Source organism: Alphaproteobacteria bacterium, from assembly GCA_019746225.1.
Classification (GTDB): domain Bacteria; phylum Pseudomonadota; class Alphaproteobacteria; order Paracaedibacterales; family VGCI01; genus VGCI01.
In genome coordinates, this window is the sequence record JAIESE010000005.1 from 1 (window position 1) to 22,668 (window position 22,668).

A 22,668-nucleotide genomic window follows, 5' to 3' on the forward strand; every position below is an offset into this window, starting at 1 on the left:
GGGCCTGTAGTTCAGTTGGTTAGAACGCACCGCTCATAACGGTGTTGTCGTAGGTTCGAGTCCTACCGGGCCCACCATCCCTCCTGATTTCATTCTCTATCCAAACAAAGATTTTTCCTCAATTGTTCGTCTCTCATATATTCGATTCGTTCTGACCAAGAAGAATTTAACATTAATTTTTCAAGAATTTTAGGCTTTCCTTCCCTCCCCTCAAGTTGTATGATCCCCTCTGAAAACTCACTCTTTGCTAATCATCTTATCAAAGAACTTGTATGAGCTTGAGGTACAAAACTGAAATAAAATAGGAGGCTGCAATGACAATTTCCACCCTGAGACCATTACTCATTTCATCTTTATTCATAACGCTCTTCTCTTCTCATGCAGGGCTTGGGCTGGATAAAATGCGCCAAAACAACTATTCCTCCGGGTCTCAAACCATGATTATGGAAGTTCCTTTGCCAGGGGCGGAACAAAAAGCCTCCCCGACAATGACGCAAACTGCTAGCCCAAACGCTTACGGGTGCAACAGTCCGAAAGATCCAAGTTTGTTAACACATCTTTCTCTATTCGTCAGGACCTTGCTTTCTCCCTTTATTGAAGCCGTCAGTGAACATGGTGTCGGTGGTGTTGCTTCAAATGTTGCAAACGCTCTGAGCACTGCGGCCACAGAAAATGTAGGTGACAATAGTCTAAAGGTTGGCCTTTCTCTTCTCAGCGCCGTTTATGGGGGTACGGATTCATTCTATATTCCGCTAGCTGTTGATGTTGCTCAAGGCATTATAAATAGTCAAGTCTTTCTCTCTCTTGCCAAGTCTATAGGTTCTAAATCAACGGTGGATAAAGCAGGGAAAGTGGGCTTAATATTATTGGCCGCGTATATTATTGCGGAAGCGCCAGCTGCCAGAGCTCTTGAGACCATAAACCTTGGAACGCAGTATGTTGGTGGCTCCGGAACAGGTGTTTGCTCCATGACCAGCACATCCACACCCGGTGTTACTTATGCCGTAATGAAGGATTCCAGTAACTTTGTCGTCGGATATACCCTTTCTTCAAGCGCATCTGGTGTTAAAAATACCCATAGTCTCGCCGCCATGAGTGCCACAGTAACACCGCGTGTTTGCTGTGTGACGAACACTAATGGTTCTTGCCTCGCCATTTTTCCAGATGCAACAAATACACATATGAAAGTTACTTCTTTTTTTCCAAATGGTACGGTAATCAGCGCAGCTTCCAATACAGATGCAAATGCCTACATCAGTGTAAACAGTGCGGATTGTACAGCTACACCGGACGGAAATTTAGCCGCTATATGGGGTGGTTATCTTGGTGGTGATAAGATCTATCTGCAAACTTACAAGAATGGTGTGCCCCAATACACAAACCCGCAAGTTATCAGCTTGCAACCAACTGTAATTCAAGGAAATCCGTGCGTTGTGGGCACAGGATCTCCGAGCACGCCTGTTATTAACGCTGCCTGGCAAGGAGGTTCAGGGGGCAATTGGGAAATTCGCGCCGGCTCTATTAATACAATAACAGGAACCGCCATTACAGCGCCCCAAGTTATTTCAACGAGCACCACTCAACAACAAAATGCCCGTTTTGCTGGGCCAAATCTTCTGTTATGGCAGAAAGGAAGCTCTCAAATCATAGGCCAACCTCTTGATGGGAATGGCGCCCCTCTGGGGAACAGCTATATTCTACCGGGCACTTCGGGACAAGTATCGAATCCAGATGGATTCCAGGGACCAGACGGCAATGCCGTTATCGGGTTGCAAACTGCCGCTGGTTTTAAGATAGGCACTTTTGCTTTAGATGCAGCAGGAACATCTCAAAGTACACTTACAGGAGTTCCAATAAACCAACCTGGTGACCCATTTTGTCTTAGCTACGCTGGCGGGACCGCAGGCAATTACAATGCCATGACCTTATGGTTTGGCCCAGACGCTACAACAGCAAATGCTCAGCGTGCCCGTAATGTTAACATCCTAGGCGGCACAACGGGGGTAACAACCACTAGCCAACCTACAGCGCCAACGACCACGCCTCCAGGTGGAACGGGCTCACCAACGACAACACTTGCTGGAGGATCACCCACAACAACCCCCGCAGGAGGCATACCGACAACAACGCCTGTGAGCTCTACATCAAGCTCCCTGGGGTTACCGGGCATATATTCCCTCCCATTTGCTCTTATGACCAGTCTATTTGGGGGATGGAAGACTATTTTGAGTAGCTACTCCACGAGTTAAGCTCTGGATAAGACTCTGGTGAACAAAGCTTATCCAGGGGTTCTCGGTTACAAGCAAACCGGGAACCCCTGGATACCAACCCTTTTACTGTCAGATCAATAACTCCTTAAATATTTCTTTATATACCAAACTATTTCCTTAATTTTTTATTAGGATAAAACACCATAAATACACCTCAAACCCCTTGTTACCAAACAAAATAAACCTATATTACATTATAGGATAGTACCTAATTTAGTATAGGTATGTATTCTTGTCTGGGAAGGGGGAGTTTCCTATGGCTGGGTCTGATAAAGACATTAAAGAAATCATCCAGAAAAATGAGATGATAAACGCACCTGAGGAGAAATCCAAAATAAAGGGTGATGAAAAACCTCAACCCAGAGCCAACAAAAAGGAATCCCCTAAAACGCAAAAAAGCCGCCGTAAAAAACAGGACGCCCTCGAGGGAAAAGAGAGTAAATCAGCGAGAGGTACCGAGAGCGAACAGGAAACGGGCAAGCGCGGTGGCGGTGAAAAAGGGGGGAAATCTGGGGGTTCCGGTCCAGGACAGGGCCAAAGCTTGCAAACCGGTCAAACCACCGTTCAATTTAGCAGTGGGGGCGGCATTGGTAACTTCGGCAGCTTACTTGCCTTATTTGCATCCTCATCAAACTTAGTCCGTGCAGATGTTGGAGGTCTTCGCACCCTTTCCAATCAATCCAATAACCTGAATTTACGCTCCGACGTCCAAGTTACAAAAGGCAGTCTCCTTGGTGACGGAAAAGAAGCCCAAAAAGTCGTTCTTGGCGGAACTGTTGAGATGGTTTCAGAAACTTCCAGCAAACAGTTCGTTCTTGAGGGAGGGACGTCAAGCAGTCATAGCAAAGCCAGTGTAGAAGACAGTTTAAGAAACCTATTCTCAGGCCTTAGCGCTCAAGCAGGAGAAGGTACCGCTGAGCAAGGCAAAGCAGCTACTTTGACGGTATTTAATACAAACTTAGGTGGTTTCAGTTATATCCAAAGTTTTAACTCAAGTGGCGCGTTTTTACCCCCCGGGTTACAATTTGCCTTTTCCAATAGCCCTAACCCTTACACCGGGGTGGTTTCAAGTTACTTTACTGGTTTAGGGTTAAGTCATGGGTCAGAGTATACCTATAAAATTGTGGGCCCAATCCTTGATTTATCGGGCATTAGTACACAATCAGACCCAAATTATCTAAAGGCTATTACGGCCAATTTTTCCGATCTCAACGCCTTAGGACATCATCATGTTAATATAAGCTCTCCAGAATTTGACGGAACACCCCCTGTACTTGTCGGAGCGACCCCAACAGGATTAACGATTACCCCTACAGGAGATGTTATTGCTTTCGGCTTAACAGCCCCCATATCTATTTTGGTGAAAGCAACTCCCGTTGGGGGAACTGCTGCAAATGAATTAACGTTTCGCATTGAGGGCGGGCCCCAAGTCCCCGTCACGTCCCTATCAAGCGCACCTGCATATCCAAATACGATGTTTGGTCTTCTTGATACCTCACCCAATGCAACGCTGGTAACCACAGGCTCTTTATTCTCCCCAACGACACCAACAACCGTTATCGGTTCAGGGTCAAAAATCCTCATCCAACACACATTTGAGCCTATTTATGACAGTAATGGTTCTCCTATTGGAGGTTCCGTCATAGATGGACTATATTCTTATACTGGTTTAGGAAACGGCGTTCACACTTTATATCGAATGCCATCAACGACTTATGTTTTCCCAAGCAACATCGTAACTGAACACATCGGTACTTCTGCAGCTACGATGCCAACCTTACCCATATATGGTAATTTTGATGTTGCTTATATTCAGGATCCATCACCTTTTAACATTACCTTTGGAGGAAATGTTCTCGATGTTTATGGAACAAAATATGGAAGCGGAGAAGCCTTAACCCTAACGGCCAGCCCAGTCGTACCCAATACTTCTTATCCAACAAGCACACCCGTCACAGGAACAACAATCGTAAATATGGGCGGCAATACTTTGGCCGGTTTCGGGATCAATTACGGTGATGTTAAAACGTTAAATATTCTAGGCACAGGTGATGGGGGACCAACACTCAATTTCCAAGGAAATTTAGTATATGTTGACAAGAGTGTAGGCAGCACTCTATACCCCCACATTCAAACATTGAATATGACGGAACCCCTTCATAACGCCAATCTTATCTTTAAGGGCAGCATCCTCCATGGAAACTTAGGACCCGACATATTCTACGGTGACATCCAGAATTTAGGGGATGCAAATCAACCTGGATACCACGGACTTATTACCGGCGTCACTGTCACCCCTGATAGCAATCCTTTAACCATTACGACAGCAGAAGGCATCAGTATCACTTGGGGCAACAATATTTATGTTGGAGGGAAGGACGCGAACCAATCCGCTGTCGATAATGCTACTAATATTAATACCTATCATTTCACGCTCTTGGGAGACATAAGCCAGCAACCTATTATGCAAGGGCATGCCCTGATTACTGACTTTGATACAACAAATGATACCCTCGATTTTCAAATCACCCCAGCGCTCTTTAAGTCCTTGGACATGGATCATGACAAGACTATTTCCAAACAAGATTTAGAAGATTCAGGTGTTCTATCCTTTCACCCATTAAACTTAGCTAGTCTTGAAACGATTGACCCTTTATTTCGCACCTTCCTGGTTCAAAACTATCCAGACCAGACTATTAATGGAACGACGATTTCTTTTTCAGGAGGAGGAACCTTAAGTTTAGTAGGCATTTCCATAAATAGCAATGATGCCATACAACACCTGACAACGGAGGTTAACCTCACTTATTTGCCTGTTGTAGCCTTAACACCAGCTGAAATTGGAGCCCCGCTAGCAAGCCTTACCGAACCTTATATTTATGGGCAAGGACCAGGTAACTTTGATCGTCCCTATTTTAATGAAATCGATAAATTTTTTAGCTATTCTCTTTTTGCAAAATATGACCCCATTCCAAACCTTCCAGATGGTGTTTCGATAAACGAATATGGAACGATCACTGTCTCTACAAGCACCCCCTATCTCGTTCCCCTTACCATTACAGCTTCAACCGAGAATCCTACAACACTTGTGACAGACACCTCAACAAGCGCCCCTCTTCTTTTTGGATTTTTGGATGCAATCATGCTAGACGTAGATGCCGATTCTACGTTTGTTGCTTCTAATACCACACCAACGATTCTCACTGGCCATTTAAACTCAACTCTTGTTGGAAATAGAGGAAACACTCTTAACGACGACTCCCAGAGCTTTGACACTTTCGCCGTTTCTGCTCCAGGAACAACCTTAACAGGGACTTCACCAATCACTTTAGGTGCCAGCAACCTTATCGTTGATACTGCTGGCGGCGCCAAAGCCTATGGAGATTATCTGGCCCTCAATTTCACCGTCGATGGTGGAAATTTTATCAGTCAGAACTCCCCTGGCGCTCCTGGAATCATTCAAAACATGTCCTGGACCACAGATCCCAATGCCATTTATGTCGTCGGTGAGGGATATGGGGTTACGAAATCCCTCAACATCACTGTCTCAAGCGCATCCGATGAGACAATCCATTTGTCACTTGCATTTGCACATCCCGATATCGATAATTCCGCCCAATTCATCCAGAACCAACTGAGCTTTGCTTCACAAACGTTGTACGGAAATGGAAAGCTCTACGGCGATATGGAATCGATTAACATCGATGTAAATGGCGGTATAAATGATTCATTCACGCGCCAACCTAAGAGGTTAGCAGTTTCAGGATCGCTTGATGTTTCCGCAGATGTTGAAAATAATCAATTTACATTTGCTCCAACTAACTTACACGTTTATGGAGATACAGCGACCCAAGAAACGACCCTTTATGGTCATGTTGATAAGCTTGAAATCAATACACGCTATGTTCCCCCTAAGGTGATCACACCAACGTTAACGATCGATGCTTCCGCAAATTTTTCGGGTAACAGTTTTGTCTTCGGGGATGCGACGCTCGTGGGCGGACAAGGCAAGACAGTCTTCAAAGGAGATTTAAGTTCCTTTGGGGATCCTTTCGGCTTCGCTGTCAACCCAACACTCTACAGCGGCTTCGCAACCGGTGTTACGGTCACGGACACTGGCCATATCACCATGACAGATAGAAACGGGAATACGATCACTTGGGGCAACGATACCTATACCGGAGGGGTCGGTGCAAACACTTATCACTTCACGATTGCCCAAGACCTAAACGGCAATCCAATCATGCAAGGTAATGATGTCATTACCAATTTTGACATTGCTCGGGATAAAATCGTCTTGAATCTTGAATCTAATCTATTTCGTTCCTTAGGAATGCAAGCAACAGATACGCAAGACACATTAAAAAGTTTGCTCGCCCCAAAAACAAACTTCGGTTATTACAACAATGATGCTGGCGGAATTGCTGGTGTGGTTTTAGGTTTCTTTGGCCTTGGAAGCATTACATTAAGCGGCGCCAATTTAAACCCTATTTTGGGCTTATCTACCGCATTCGGCATGAGTCTTGAGATTCAAAGCGTCGGCACAGCTTATACAGCCCCCCTCCTTGTTGATCCTGCGCCGGCTTTTGGTCACGTCTTTGCCAACACTGTTCTTGCGGACGCATTCTCCAGTTTCATTCACGCAGAACCAAGCTCAATTCGTTATGTCGTCGACAATGTTCCTTTCACGACTGATTCTTTTGGTCAAAATACCTACACCGTTGCCCCAGGTGTTACCTTTACGTCAAGCGGCACCTTAGACTTTAATGTAGCCGGACCCTTAGAATTCTTTATGCAAGTCAAAATATCGGACGGAATAACAATTGTAACCATCCCGGAAAACTTTCATATTTTTGCGATAAATGACACTGATGATTCTATTGACCATGATCCGAGCGCTCTCGTTCAGGGAACCGTTGAAGAAGTAGAAGCATACGAGACAAGCACTCCAGGAAATACAATTATTGGGGGTGGAGATGATATTGTTTTCAACTCAACTTCCAATCCAACGAACCCCACAACCCCGATCACGTTTGCATCAAAACTGATCTATGACGTCAGTGCAGCAGGCGGACATACGGCTATCGGTAATGTCAGAAATGTCATATTTACGAATAGTGGAACGGCCGCGGGACTTGGATTAAATGGGCAAACAATCAATTTTAGTTCCAACCTATTTAACATCAACGCCTCACTCGGAGGAGGTGTTTGGGGAAATACCCAAACCATCAGCTTAATTGCAGCACTATTAGCAACCTCTGCCACTGCCGAAGCGAATATTAATACCAACACCCTGAACTTTGGATCCAATAATATTTGGGGATCCGGCACAATGTGGGGAAACACTCAAACCATAGCTCTTACGATTTTTGCTGATACTAACTTGATGAGCTCAACAAGTACCAACATTCAGGGAAATGCGTTTACGTTTGATGGAAACACCATCACAACAACAGGCGCAAGTACGGTCTATGGAAGTGATGAAACGATCATTTTAAAGATTATGGGTGGCGCAAATTCATTAGGAAACAATGATGCAGACATAACGGCCAATACTTTTACATTTGGTGTCAATACCATCCATAATGATCATGCGGCCCCAAGCACCTCCTATGGAGACACCAAATACCTTAACTTAGAACTTATCGATCCTCGTTTCGGAACACCAAGTATTAACGATAATGTATTCACCTTTGGAGGCAGCCATATAACTTCTGGATCTGGGACGATTTATGGAGCAGTTCAAGCCATAAATCTCATGGTTTCTGGTGGCTTGAGCTCAACGGGACCCATTGATGCTACCATTCAAGGAAATATTTTCTCATTTGGACCAAACACACTCACAATGCTTTCATCAGGCACTATCTACGGTAACTTAAAAGACCTTAGTTTACAAATTATCGACCCCACCTTCCCTTCATCTAACCCCGTTGGAAATGGCTTAATTAAGAACAATATCTTTAACTTCGGCCCAAATTCAGCAATCGGTGGCACAGGGCCAACCAATCTCTATGCAAGCCTCGGAACGCTAGTCATAACCAATAAGGAATCGAGTGCCTACACCCATGCGGGAACAAGTGAAATCTCCGGCAATCAACTCACCTTCAAGGACAGCACCTTAACCTCCGGAGGCGGCGCTACAAGCTTCTTCGGGGACATTGCAGATCTCTCTCAAACCGCCTTTATCTTACATCGCGTAACAACGAGTACATCAGCGGATGGTCATGTTGTTGTCAATGATATCTACAATAATCAAATCACTTGGGGGAATGATACCTTTAATACTGGTGCGGGATCAGATACCCTTACCTTTTCACTCCTCTCGCTGGGAGGCACACACGCTGTCATGGAGGGGAATGCAACCATAAACAACTATGAGCTTATCGGAGCTGGTCGAGAGGCCATAACATTTAAACTCGCTCCAGAGCTCTACAAGGCTCTTGATTCCTATGATAAAAATATTTATTTTTCAGGAAACCCATTTGACCGAGTTGTTGACTCCTCAGACCACATATACGATGCGAGGCGAGAATTTACTCATCTGACTCAAGAAGGCAGCAATCTACGTATAGGCTTTGCCAACGGCTCAGTACTTTTAACAAATACTTCCGTTGTTCCCACATTTATCAAGTATGAGCTTGCCTATACGCCAGAACCTGTTACTGCAAAAATTTCATCCATTATACCCCTTATATTGACAACAACGGGTGGGATCCAAGATGTATTTTCTAACTCTTTGGGCACACTTCAAGTCCATAAATATGGAAATATATTAGATAATTACTTTGATCATGTAGACATCGGAAACCAAGGAGCAACATACATTGTTAGGGATACTTTTAATGACAATGTCCAACTCACGCTCGACTCATTGCCAATAGCATTCCGGGTCAACGCTTTTACAAGTCACGACACTCATAATCCCTTCCAAGGAATCGTAGAATTCTCTCCTTGGGGTTCCATAAGTGTTGCTCCCCTGATAACAACTAATTTTTTTGGCAACACTCCTATACTATTCACCCCAAATTTAAGCCCAATAACCGTGCAAGCTCATGATCCTCACTTTAGTGGCAACACCCCCACCATTACCCTCATGGTCGGTTTGTTTGATGATGATACCACCCAAGGCCACATCGGTGGTGGTGTTGTCCGCACCGACCCTCATGACAATGCGTCCGGGACATATAAGTTTAGCGGGGATATGATTCGTCCATCCTATCTTCCAGGCGAGCATGCAGGTGAGATCATGTATGGAAATGGTGAAACCTTTACCATTGCACCAATAAATCAATTCAACAATTATGGCTATAATGGGAGCAACCACTTCGGCGGGAACATCCTTACCAACTCAAACGCAGGTACGGTTGCCTATGGGGACTTCAAAACCATTAACTTTAATATTTTTAACGACCCTGTGACTCCTGGCACGAGTTCAATTCCTTTGAGAGTCCAGGGCACATTGGAATTTGGACAAAATGCCACTTACATAAATGGAACATCCTATGGTATCGCACAGTCATTTGTCCTCGATGTTGAAAGCAAAGTTCATGACCAGACTGTCACCATAAACAACAATAACAATTCTTTTGCAACTGACGCTGCTATTTATCAATTTAACGACATTTACTTTGGTCAAAATATAAACACAAATACCGTATCCTTCGGAACTCAAGTCATGTACGGTACCGGGACCCTCTATGGGATTTTGGATTCAATGGAATTTAACTTGGTCGCTGGTCAAAACATAGGGGCAATATATCCAGTCCTAGGATTTGGTTTAAGTCAGTATGATGCCAGTGCTTTCGTTAAAAACAATAATTTTAACTTTGCCTCAACCAACATTGCTATTTTGGACAATAATCCAAACGATACTATTGGCAACGATCCAAGCACCATATACTCCAGTATCAATAGGTTGGCAATCCATACAACATCGGGAGTGCCCGTTACGAATCCGGCAGACATTCCCCAGGGCTACAGTACAGCTACTGTATTCCTCGATGCCCAATTTAGTGATAACACATTCTCATTTCAGGATAGTATCGCCATCGGCGGTTCCAGCGGAACAATTTTTTATCCAATGATTAATGATCTATCCCAGACCCCTTTCTGGGTGAATGCTCTTGACGTTTCTACACGTTACATCAACAACACTTCCCATGTCTCTACGGCGTATAATATTTTACAACCCGGTTCAAGTCCTTTTGGTGGAGCCATTTCTTCTTACAACACTATTATTTGGCCTAATAATACACTTTACCTAGATGTTCATAAACAAGCGTCAGATGCGATCCACTTGAGTTTAATGTACGCAACCGAGACAGTAGGGACTTATCCAAATACAGTGACGATCAATACCCCTATTATGCAAGGGAACCTAACTGTTTATAACTTTGACCCCTTGATGGATAAATTCGTCATCAATTTGAACCCCACATTATATAACCAATTGATCTCGAACGGACCAATCACCTCTGATTCTTTCCATCAATTAAATAATGTAAGTTCTGTTATAAATCCTTTTCCAGGCTCGACAGGTTATGGAACGACAATTTACTTTGATCAATTTAATGGTGGGGGGCCATCATCAGAGCATGGAACCATATTGCTTGCAGGATACACCGGTCCAACCCCATGGCATAATTTCACGATTGCAACGACTCTTATTGGCACGGCCAATGCAGACACCTTTAGCTTTACAATCCCCAGCAATTCGGGCCCGGATTTCAGCTCATTTAATGGGAACATTGAAATTAGTGGTTTCAGCACAACCGGTATAAGGGATAACTTAGAAATAATATTATCACCGGAACTTTATAAAACCATGAGCAGCGAGGGACTTCTCTCAGGTTCCGGAAGATCACTGCAAGGGAGTGTTGGAGTTAATCAATTGACATCGAACCCTTTAACAGGCATTAACACCGTTGTACAGGGGGGTGACCTCACTCTTCAATTTGTCACAAATGGTATTGTTTCCGGGTCTATCTTGCTGAGCAACATCAACCTATTGAATCTTAGCGATCTTGGTCCCAATCTACACGTGGGTTACCTTCTCGAGGAAGATCCGGTTGCAGTAAGTGACCCCCTAACTTTTAATTTTTGGGTTCCTGGAGGTCAATTTTCATCCTTTACACAATTTGACCATATTAATGGCTTTCATTATAACTCTCTACAATTCACGCTGCCCAAGGACTTATTTGTGACTATAACCAATGATGCCAGCCTGAGAACAACACTTGATAGCACCCTGTTAGCTGCCCAAGCCTCAAGAGGGGGTATTGGTATTACGCACCAAGCTGCCCAATATGCCTCTGCGAACGGCATTATAACCGACACTGTTTTGAGTTTTGTTGATAGCACCAGCGGCGTACCTTCAGGATCCATCACCTTACACAATTATAATCTCACGGATTTGGGGTCATTAGGCACCCAACTTCAAACAGGGTATTTTCAAGTAGGAGCAGCGGGTGTTGATACGTTTTCATTTATGCTCCCGAAGCCCTCAATTAATGCCCCTGCTTATTTAACAGATTTCAAGCAATTCAATCACATTACAAATTTCTATATATCTGAAGATACCCTGCAACTCATCATGCCCGCTTCAACTTATTTTCACTTTTCAAATACCGGGACACTACAAGGAGATATTTCACTAACGGCGTTACAATCCTCAATTCCTTCCTTGTATGGACATATTCATCTTTCTCAAACGGCCGCTGAATTCAATGCATCCAACGGTGTACCCTTAGACACTCATCTTCAATTCACGGCTGCAGCATCCCCATCATTATCGGATGTGACTGGTGAAATTGTCCTTCACAATGTCGCTATAACTAACTTAAGCGATATCAGCACTCATCTTCAATTTGGCTCGATCCAAGAAGGAAGAGAAAATTTTTCTGATACATATACTTTCTTCGTTCCCCCAGAGACCACAAGTTTTGCTGGATTTACCCACTTCGATCACATCACAGGCGCAAACTTCTCTTTGGTCGATTCGAGCGCTGATAATATTCAAATTGCACTGCCAACCTCTCTGTTTGCAGCTCTAAGTTCTACAGGAGACCTCACGGGTAACGTAACAGCTGCCGCCTTAGAGGCCGGCACTCTTGATGGACGTATAAAGGTTATTGAAACACCCCCACAATTTGGGACGTCCATAGTGGATTCTCATCTCCAATTCCTCAATGGTACAGGGAACGTTGCTGGAGAAATTGTATTACATAATGTTGATTTGTCGGATACAGGTCCAACGCCTCATTTGGAAGCCTTGGGATCTCATTTGCAAATTGGCTCCCTTCGAGAAGGAACCTCCGCTGTTGACACGTTTACCTTTACCATCCCCAATATACCAGGCGGACAAAATAATGACTTTTCTGGTTTCCAGAATTTTGATCATATTATCGATTTTGATACCACAAACGACAATTTAGTCCTGTCACTGCCTCAAGCTCTTTTCGACGCTCTGAAAGGGAGCGATAATTCTGTAAGTGTTTCTGAATTACATGCTGGTGTAACAACTCCAACAGTATCTCACGTAAGTGATTACATAACAAACCATCCTAGCGCCCCTACTCAGAGCACCGTTGACACGATCATTTCTTTCGTCTCAGGAACAACCGTAACGGGATCCATCACTTTACACAATGTCAATACGACTCTTGATGGTTTGCCCAATCTCCAAATCGTTGCTCATGCCTAAAACCTTGCAATGGTGAACAATTACAGCCTGGTCTCTTTCAAGCCCCCCGCATCCCAAATCATCTTGCTGTTCCCTTTGATTTTATTTACTATCGAAACAGTTTCGGCAAATGGCCCCCCTGAATGGCCTGGAGAATTTTATGGCTCTCGATGGTGGATTTTTCACACTCCTTAAGGAGCGACGCTTTGCCCCTTTGTTCTTGACCCAGCTTCTGGGTGCTTTCGTGGACAATGTTTTCCGCAACGCCCTTATCCTTCTTGTTACCTATCATGAAGCGCTCGCTCAAGGGTATGACCGGCATCTGATGGTAACTCTTCTGGGCGGTATCGTGGTCTTGCCTTTCTTTCTATTTTCCAGTCTTGCGGGTCAATTGGCTGATCGCTGTGAAAAATCCCGACTCGTTGTCTTTTATAAGGGCATTGAAATGCTTGTTATGGCTTTGGGTGTTTATGCGCTTTTTAGCCATTCGCTTCTGCTGTTAATTCTGGTTTTCTTTCTCAACATGACGCAAGCGGCTTTCTTTGGACCTCTCAAATATAGTCTTTTGCCCCTCTACTTAAAGGGAGGAGAGCTGATCAATGGAAACGCATTAATTGAAAGCAGCACCTTTGTTGCTATTCTCATCGGATCGATTGTGGGGGGTATTGCCGTTTCTCTATCAGATGGGGGGGAGCAATATGCTGTCAGCGCAATTCTTTTCTTATCCTCATTGGGTGCATGGATTTCGAGTTGGTACTTGATTCACACTCCTGCCGCGGATCCTACCCTAAAAATAAATCCCAATCTATACACCACAAGCTTGAAAATTATCCGATCCGTCACACGCCGTCGCACATTATTTTTATCCATTATTGGCATTTCCTGGTTCTGGGTCGTTGGGGGTATTTTCTTAACTCAAATCTCCGTTTATGGAAAGGATGTCATCGGCGCCAACCAAAACGTCGCCTCTCTCTTTCTCATTCTGTTTACTGTTGGGATCGGCCTCGGCTCCTATTTATGCGCCACTTTGAGCAAAGGAAAGATTGACGCTCGCCACATCATATGGGGAGCACTTGGAATGACCTTGTTCATTCTCGACCTTGTGATTGCCAGCAACTTTGTTGACCTGACGCAGCCGGAATATATTGGCATTAATTACTTCTTATTCCACAGCAATAACGTATTTAACAACTGGCGCATCATCTTTGACTTGATGATGATTGCGGTATGCGGAGGACTTTATACCGTTCCGCTATATACATTACTGCAAACCGAATCCAACCCAAAATCTCGGTCCCGCACCATTGCTGCGAATAATATCATGAATTCCTTTTTCATGGTTGTGTCTTCCTTAATGAGCATGCTCCTCATTTCTTTCAATGTGTCCATTACACACATCTTTTTGATCACTGCTGTCCTAAATCTTTATGTGATGAAACGCATCTCAAACTTGGTCCCTGAATCCATTTTGCAACTCTTCTTTCAAGGCCTCTTAAGGCTCTTGTTTCGTGTTGAAGTTAAAGGACTTGAAAACTTCCATGCCGCTGGCAAACGCACATTGATCATTGCAAATCACACCTCTTTTCTTGACGGCGTTCTGATCTTTGCTTTCCTACCCGACAGACTCAACTTTGCCATTTATAGTTATTACATTAATAAATGGTGGATTCGAATCATGAAGCCAAGCATTAACCTATTCCCCTTGGATCCCTCCAATCCTATGGCCACCAAACACCTCATTGAATTTTTACGCAAAGACCGCAAGTGCGTCATCTTCCCTGAAGGGCGTATCACCGTCACCGGGTCTCTGATGAAAATTTATGACGGACCAGGCATGGTCGCGGACCGTGCCGGTGCCACGATTTTGCCCATTCGTATTGAGGGGGCACAGTACTCATTCTTCTCCCATTTACATGGGGTTGTTCGTCGAAAACTCTTGCCTAAAATTACCCTAACCATTTTGCCTCCTCAAATCATCACGGCTGACCCCAATCTCAAGGGCAAAGAACGTCGTAAGATTATGAGCAATAAAGTTTACGACATTATGGTGGGTATGTTGTTTGAAACATCTCCTTTCAAGACAACGCTATTCAGTGCTTTTATTGAATCGGCAAAAACCAACGGGATGCGACGAAAGATTGTTGAAGACATCCAACGCACCCCCCTAACCTATCGCCAGCTTCTGATGCGTAGTTTTATTTTAGGAAACTACTTATCCGGCAAAACTGTGCCTGGAGAGCGCGTGGGGATCTTACTCCCAACATCTCTTGCCGCTCTCATAAGCTTTCTGGGACTTCATTCTATTGGCCGCGTACCTGCCATGCTCAACTTTTCTCACGGAACACAAGGGTTGGTAGATACATGCGATTTGGCTCGAGTGCGATGGATCATCACGTCCCGTCGTTTTGTCGAAATGGCGAGGCTCGAAGATGTCATAGAAAAATTATCGGAAAAGGATCAGATCCTCTACCTTGAAGATATGAAAGAAGAAATTTCGTTCATGGAAAAATTGGCCGGATTGGTGTCTTCTTATTTCCCTGAATGGCGTTATCATCGCTGTCGAGTCCGCAGCAAACCAGAAGACCCAGCTGTGATTTTGTTCACGTCCGGATCAGAAGGCTCCCCCAAAGCTGTTGTGTTAAGTCATTTGAACATCAACGCCAACCGTTTTCAGGTAACCTCTACCATTGATTTTAATCCTCAAGACGTGGTCTTAAACGTCCTACCCATGTTCCATTCTTTCGGGTTAACTGGGGGTACTTTAGTCCCCTTGCTTGAAGGCATCCGGTCCTTCTATTATCCCTCTCCCTTACATTATCGCATGATCCCGGCGACCGCCTACGACATCAACGCCACCATCTTTTTTGCAACAGATACATTTTTGAAAAAGTATGGGCGTCTAGCCCATCCTTACGATTTTTTCTCAACGCGGTATGTATTTGCAGGCGCAGAAAAGCTCCAGCCAGAAACGCGATCCTTGTGGATTGAGAAATTCGGCATCCAAATTCTAGAAGCCTATGGGACAACCGAAACAGCTCCCGCTCTGTGTTTGAATACCCGTATGCATAACAAGATGAGCACCGTGGGACGATTCCTTCCGGGTATTCATCCTTACCTCAAACCTGTGGAAGGCATACCCGAGGGAGGTGAACTTTTTGTCAAAGGTCCTAACGTGATGCTGGGGTATATAGATGGTGAAACGGGGCGCATTAACCCGACCCAAGGAGATATAGGTGCTGGCCCCCAAGATGGGTGGTATGACACAGGCGATGTTGTCAAGATTGATGAACAAGGGTTTGTGACCATTCAAGGGCGCGTCAAACGGTTTGCTAAAATTGGTGCGGAGATGATTTCTCTTGTAGCCATAGAGGATCGGGTCAATCATATCTGGCCCGACAACCAGCATGTTCTTTTCGCCTTTCCGGACTCTCGCAAAGGAGAGCAACTTGTGCTCCTCACAACAGGAAATATGACCCGCGATGATGTTGCGATAGCCCTCAAAGAAAAAGGGTTAACCGAGTTAAACTTCCCCAGGAAGATTTTTCACACAAGTCATATCCCCCTTCTTGCAACTGGAAAGGTGGATTTGCGAGCAGCAAAATCAGTGGCTGATGAATTTATGCAAAATGAGCTAGGGACGTGACATACATATTTCCTCTATGAGCTAAGAATCATAAAAAAAGTCGGCTTCCAAAATGGAGGGCCGACTTTTATTTTGATAGGATAGGTCTTTAGCCCTTGGTTGGGATATTTTTGTTTATTATTATACACTCTTCACATTCTGAATCTGAACAAACATCATCCTCATCTGAAGAAACAGGCATTACACCAGCTCCTGGGGCGATACCTGTGATACTTTCAAGCTCCGCATCAAGAGCTTTAAACCTGATTTCATAGTCAGATGCATAAGACTTTTCTCCCTCACCAAAGGAAGATTTGGCTTGACTGGCAAAATGCTTCATTGTGTCTGTCAAGTTCGTCAACACCAAATCTAGAAAGTCGATCGCTTGTGTGCGAACTTCAAATGGTTGCCCGTTCAATTCAGGCCTGTCGAGATTGATGCCAGCTAAAGCAAGAAGTTGTCGAGAAGCATTCATGTTCTTCCATTTGCGTAAAAGGGTTGGAAAAGTGATTATTTTCTGAGTTGCATTTGGAAGCCTAAACGCAACATCTATAAACTGAGCACCCCGAGTCACTGTGGATCGCGTATTTTCCGTAAGCCATGAAATGTTAAGCTGGTTTATTTCTGCGGGCTCTTCAGCAATATACTTGTAGGCACCTTGTTCATCATAGACATGATAAATAGTCTGAGGAAGGTTAAGAGTTGAGTCTTCAGCCAATCTCTTAATCGCTTTCTTTGTTATTTCTTTAGCCGTTAAAGGACTTTGACCATCTACTGGATGAGTCTTCAAAGGATCACCAGGATTTTCCCAAGCCTCTTCATTTTCATAAAATTCGATGCTTTTATTAACCAAAGCATCGATTACGAGACCTGGATTTGGCATCTGAAAAAGATCCTCAGAAAACACATTCGCTTGGTAAGAGGAAACAAAAACACCTGCTTCATGGGCCGGCATGAAAAATCCAACCAATGCTTTAGGATCATCTTTAATGTGTGTGTAGGCTAGTTTTAGCGCTTCCATAACCAACTTGAACTTTCTAACTGCAATTCGAACCACATCTGGAATAACATCTTCAGCAAAACCACCTGCTTCCACGTATTGATTCACTATATTTCCAATATAATTCAATAAACTCACTCGGCGCTTATCATTCTTGAAATGAAATAAGTCATGATAGGCAAAACCCAAACGACTTGATTCCGGTTCACCATGAACGTCTTTCACCTCTTTCAACGGGATTCCAATGTCATAAATCTCATCTAACCAATTTTGGAGCAGATGGGGGATAGGAAAAACGTCAACCCCTAACGAAGGAACAATAAAAGGAACGGCCAAATGTTTAACGATTTCTTTAGAAATAAGATGCCATGCCTCATCAGAGACATTTGGAAAATATGATTCCTTGTGGCCCGACGTATAATAATACTCATCAGTCTTTGCAAGACTGGTTGCCCATTTATAGAGATCCACGACAACGGCATTGCCTCGTGTGTCTTTTGATAATAAAGCATCCAGATATTCATGATGCGGAACGTGGCTGAAAAGGTCTTTCTCTGTTTTTGTTATGCCTTCAAGAGCTAAGAAACGGAAATGCATATCCATAAGCCAATTCGGTGAAACCCGCTTCTCTTCAAGAGTCTCCATGACTTCTACGATTAATTTTGCTAAATTTACTTTATTGCTTTCTGGTACCACCAGATATTCATCTTTCATCACAGTCAAAAGCTTATCCGCAAAAGGAACAAATAATTCTTGATGTTCTACGATTGCTTGATCACTATTGGAACCATCACTATGCTCACGACAAAAGGCCCGAAATGCTTCAACAGCATTACGCGCTTCCTCATCTAAAGCATTTTTACGATCCCCAAGAATTTGCGTTGCCAAATCACTATTTTGATGCGCTTGCAATCTTATTGCGTTTTCTTCATTCCCAGCCTTTAATGCTTCATCAATTCGAAGCAATTCCAATAAAGATAGAGGAAGGTCACCGATATTCTGAGGATTGATATCAACACCTGCTAAAACAACCCCAGAGGTGTTCATTTCAGTATCTTCAACAGTCCAACTCGTTGAGCAAAGACTCGTCATCATAATTAATGATAACGTCAAATTTCTTTTCATAGACTTCACGATAATTTCCCTTTTTTAAATATAAAATTATGTTGATTTTAACAAATTGTTAAATTGTATATGGTGATATTTTGAATTATTGTCAAGAGAATTATAACTAATAATTGATTTCTATCCCCCCAAGCACGGTGGGGGGAAAAGAATTAATAACTGAGGTCAGTTTATTTGGGTTAGAACAGACGAATGTTCAAGTCCTGTCAGCTTACAAACTTTGCTTCTTTTTTCAAGTCATCTGGAATGGATATCCCAAGCTTTTCAGCTGACGTGGTATTGATAGCCAAATCCATTTTGTGATCAACTTCGACCAGCAAATCACCAGCTTTTTCGCCTTTCAAAATTTTAGCCACCATTTGGCCCGCCTTATATCCCATCGTTTTATGGGACGCTGATCGGACGGCCAAAATACCCTGCTCAGCAGAATCCAAATCAGGGGTAAATACGGGCAGATTATGGGTGCGGCCCATTCCTACAACCCCTGCGATGGACGCCATCACCGTGTTATCATTGGGAATGAAAATCGCGTCTGCTTTTCCAACCAAACTTAAAGCTGCCGAAATGGTCTCTGAGGTTTTTGAGGTTGTCGCCAACACAACAGAAAGCCCCATTTTTGGAGCCAGTTCTTTCAATAATAATACAGCCTTTGCGGAATTGGTTTCGCCTGGATTATAAAGAACTCCGATTGTTTTCGCATTCGGAAGTAGCTTCTTTATAAGCTCCAGCTGTGGCTTTAGCGCTAGGCCATCGCTTACGCCTGTGACATTCTCCGGGCGCTTATCTAAAGTAGAGACCAACTTCGCCTCTAAAGGGTCCGACACGGCCGCGAAGACCACGGGCACCCCAATCTTTGCCATGGGTTGAATCAAACTCTGAGCAGAAGGTGTTGCAATGCCAACCGCAACATCTGGCTTACGACCTGCAAAACCAACGGCGATTTGAGTGACTGTCGCCATATTACCTTGGGCATTTTCATACACGATGGTGACGGTTTTCCCGTCTTCAAATCCAGCATCTTTCAAGGCCTCGATAATCCCTTCTCGCTCCTTCGTCAAAGCGTCATGCTCCACAATTTGACTAATGGCAACCAGGGGAAGTTTGGGTGTGTCATCCCCCTGACACACCCCGAAGAAAGCTAAAATGAGTAAATGGAGGGGCTTCATGATTGAGTACCTCCTCGTTTCATATCTTTTGGAATAGTAATACCCAAAGTTTGTGCAGTCTTTTCATTCAATTGTGTAGTAACTTTTGCCGGGAACTCAATCTTCAGATCCGTGGTCTTTGCTTCACCACGAAGAATTTTGGCTACCATACGTCCTGTCTGGCGCCCAATCTCATATTGATCCGCCCCAAGAAGAGCCAAGGCACCACTCTTGGTAAGATCTCCGTCGCTGGCAAATAAGGCGATTTTATTCTCTGCGCAAATCTGCCCAATCCCATTTAGCGCAGCCAACGCTGTGTTATCATTATTAATGAAAATGGCATCAACCTTACCTGCAAGTCCTTGAGCTGCTGTTGGCACCTCACTTGTTTTTGAAGCAGATGCGGCGACGACCTCCAGCCCTTTGCCTTTTGCTTCAATCTGCATTTGAGCTAACAAACTAGCGGAATTGGCTTCTCCAGGATTGTAAATCACCCCAATGCGCTTAAGTGTTGGCATCAATTTCAAGACAATCTCAAATTGGTCTTTCACCGGAACAAAGTTAGAAACACCCGTAATATTCCCCTCCAGCTTTGCGCCTTTGGGATCCGTCACTGAAGCAAAAACTATAGGGGTTGTACCCTTCGCAGCACTTAAGGCTGCTTGAGCGACCGTGGTTCCAATGGCGATTATTAGATCCACCTTTTGCCCCATACACTTTTGAGCAATCTGAGATCCAAGAGCAGGATTTCCTTGAGCAGAATCCCAATTCAATTGAAGATTGTCTTTAAAACCTTGGTTTGATAATTCATCTTGAATGCCCTTGTAGGTTTCATCCAAAGCAGGGTGTTCAATCACCTGAATCACGCCAACTTTGTAAGTGGGCATCACAGAAGGGGGGTTAGTAGGCACTGCGCCAAAGGCAGCAGCCATTGACACGAGGTAACAAGTCGCGGTTTTTATAATCGTTTTAAAGGCCATGATAAAGTACTCCATTTTAATATTCGTATATCTGATTCATTTTCACATAAATAATTTAAATAATAATAGCTATGATGGTGATCCATAATTTCTCTCCTAAGGTTAATAATTCTATTTCTTAACAACATGTTGTGCACGTGCCAATACCGCTTCTGGGAAAGTGATATTTAGCGCTTTGGCAGTGTCCAAATTGACGGATAACTCAACATTTTTCGGTGTTTCAACCGGAATGGATTGAATATCTGTCCCTTTTAGATAACGCGCCACCATGGTGCCTGTTTGCCGTCCCAAGCCATATTGGCTGTGGGTTACAGTCGCAAGGCATCCCTGTTTTACCGACTCTGGATCCGCACAGAAGATCGGCATTCCATTTTCTTTAGCCACTTTGAGCAAACCCTCTAGGGCCGCAACGACAGTGTTATCATTGGAAATATAAATCGCGTCCACTTTGCCAACCAACGACTTAGTCGCCGCCGTTACGTCGACCATATTTCCGGCAGTGGCCCTCACAAGAGTCATCCCTTTTTGAGCTAACAATTTTTCAAGAATCTCCAATGTAGCAACCGAGTTGCTTTCTCCAGGATTGTAGACAACCCCAATTTTTTGAGCCTTTGGCAGCACTTCTTGAATCAGCGCAACTTGCTGTACAACCGGTGGCATATCGGAAACACCCGTTACCCCTTTACCTGCCCTATCCATACTAGGAACCAATTTTGAGGAAACGGGGTCGTTCACTGCCGCAAAAATGACCTTGATTCCTTTCGGGCTTGCAGCTGCATAGACCGTCTGTGCGGAAGGGGTGGAAATGGGAACGATAATATCTGGATTTTGACTGGCGAATTTTTGACCAATTTGGGTCGCAAGCGCAATATTCCCTTGGGCATTTTCGAACAAAATATCGCACACAACATTCTGCTCCCTCAACTCATCCTCAATGCCTTTTCGAATGAGATCAAGGGATGGATGCGGCACAATTTGGGTTATCGCAACCGTGAAACGTTTGGTATCAGATGATGCTGCAAAGCTTGACAAAATCATGCCAACAGAAACAACACCACAATAAATAATTTTTTTGAAATTAAGATTTTTCATAAACATTCTCCTACATTTTTAAAACAAAACAATAACAAACCTAGTGATCACCAATGGTGATAGGCGCGCCATCGTCCGTAATAAAGATGCAAGAACTGTTCCACAAAAAATCCTTAATAGATATAAAACTTACACACCACATTATGTGGAGATGGATGTGGAATTTGTCAAGGAAAATTTTCTATAAATTCCCGCACATCCAGAGAGTGATTCATATATTTGAGTGCTAAAATTAAAAAGCAGGTTCCTTTCATCAAGGAACCTTGGGCAAATTTTTCTTAATGGTCTTATCTCATAGAGCGTCTTGCTATTCTGATTCCATCCTTCGTACATCCAAGTTCTAAAAGCTCTTGATCCGTGAGATTTGGATTTATTTTGAGGTGTTCTTTTGCCCGGAATACCGCTTCATCAAATGAACTACCTCTATTTTTTTCTTGAGCAATTTTTTCTTCAACAGTTTTCTTCTGATCTATTCCAAATGCAGAAACTGATAAATTCCCAAAAAATAATACTGTTAAAAATGGTGCCACATATTTTTTCATAGAAACTAACTCCTTAATAGTTTTATTTAAACTGGTCACCGTTTAAGAATAACATGTAATAAATTTTAATTAAAATAGAGATTCTCAGTTCTATCTTGCTATTTCTATCAAGTCATAGTAAAAACCTATGATATTGGTCGCATAGCTCAGCGGTAGAGCACTACGTTGACATCGTAGGGGTCACAGGTTCAATCCCTGTTGCGACCACCAT

8 protein-coding genes and 2 tRNA genes are annotated in these 22,668 nt (G+C 43.7%); 5 read left to right on the forward strand and 5 right to left on the reverse strand.

Going from position 1 to position 22,668, the window contains the following annotated elements:
- The 4 genes from K2Y18_00760 to K2Y18_00775 all read left to right on the forward strand — a co-directional run bounded on the left by K2Y18_00760 (position 1) and on the right by K2Y18_00775 (position 16,594).
- A tRNA-Met gene (locus tag K2Y18_00760) sits at positions 1 to 77 on the forward strand.
- A gap of 237 nt (positions 78 to 314) precedes the next feature.
- Positions 315 to 2,249 carry a hypothetical protein gene (locus K2Y18_00765; protein MBX9804267.1) on the forward strand — a complete coding sequence of 645 codons (1,935 nt, stop codon included), beginning with the start codon at positions 315 to 317 and terminating at the stop codon, positions 2,247 to 2,249.
- 277 nt (positions 2,250 to 2,526) lie between these two features.
- Positions 2,527 to 12,972 carry a hypothetical protein gene (locus K2Y18_00770; GenBank protein MBX9804268.1) on the forward strand — a complete coding sequence of 3,482 codons (10,446 nt, stop codon included), beginning with the start codon at positions 2,527 to 2,529 and terminating at the stop codon, positions 12,970 to 12,972.
- 139 nt (positions 12,973 to 13,111) lie between these two features.
- Positions 13,112 to 16,594, forward strand: a complete 3,483-nt coding sequence (locus K2Y18_00775) for an acyl-[ACP]--phospholipid O-acyltransferase (GenBank protein MBX9804269.1) — start codon at positions 13,112 to 13,114, stop codon at positions 16,592 to 16,594.
- Between the two features lie 88 nt (positions 16,595 to 16,682).
- Here the strand turns inward: K2Y18_00775 and K2Y18_00780 are convergent, their stop codons facing one another.
- From K2Y18_00780 to K2Y18_00800, 5 genes are all read right to left on the reverse strand, one after another.
- The gene (locus tag K2Y18_00780) at positions 16,683 to 18,707 is read right to left on the reverse strand and encodes a hypothetical protein (GenBank protein ID MBX9804270.1); all 2,025 of its coding nucleotides are present in this window, start codon (positions 18,705 to 18,707) and stop codon (positions 16,683 to 16,685) included.
- A gap of 197 nt (positions 18,708 to 18,904) precedes the next feature.
- The gene (locus tag K2Y18_00785; protein ID MBX9804271.1) at positions 18,905 to 19,864 is read right to left on the reverse strand and encodes an ABC transporter substrate-binding protein; all 960 of its coding nucleotides are present in this window, start codon (positions 19,862 to 19,864) and stop codon (positions 18,905 to 18,907) included.
- Positions 19,861 to 20,823, reverse strand: a complete 963-nt coding sequence (locus K2Y18_00790; GenBank protein ID MBX9804272.1) for an ABC transporter substrate-binding protein — start codon at positions 20,821 to 20,823, stop codon at positions 19,861 to 19,863. The genes K2Y18_00785 and K2Y18_00790 overlap by 4 nt, the downstream gene beginning before the upstream one ends.
- 111 nt (positions 20,824 to 20,934) lie before the next feature.
- On the reverse strand, positions 20,935 to 21,915 hold the full coding sequence (locus tag K2Y18_00795; GenBank protein MBX9804273.1) for an ABC transporter substrate-binding protein: 981 nt from the start codon (positions 21,913 to 21,915) through the stop codon (positions 20,935 to 20,937).
- Positions 21,916 to 22,202: 287 nt separating this feature from the next.
- Positions 22,203 to 22,457 carry a hypothetical protein gene (locus tag K2Y18_00800; protein MBX9804274.1) on the reverse strand — a complete coding sequence of 85 codons (255 nt, stop codon included), beginning with the start codon at positions 22,455 to 22,457 and terminating at the stop codon, positions 22,203 to 22,205.
- Positions 22,458 to 22,592: 135 nt separating this feature from the next.
- Between K2Y18_00800 and K2Y18_00805 the strand changes: the two genes are divergently transcribed.
- Positions 22,593 to 22,667, forward strand: a tRNA-Val gene (locus K2Y18_00805).
- Position 22,668 lies beyond the last annotated feature (1 nt).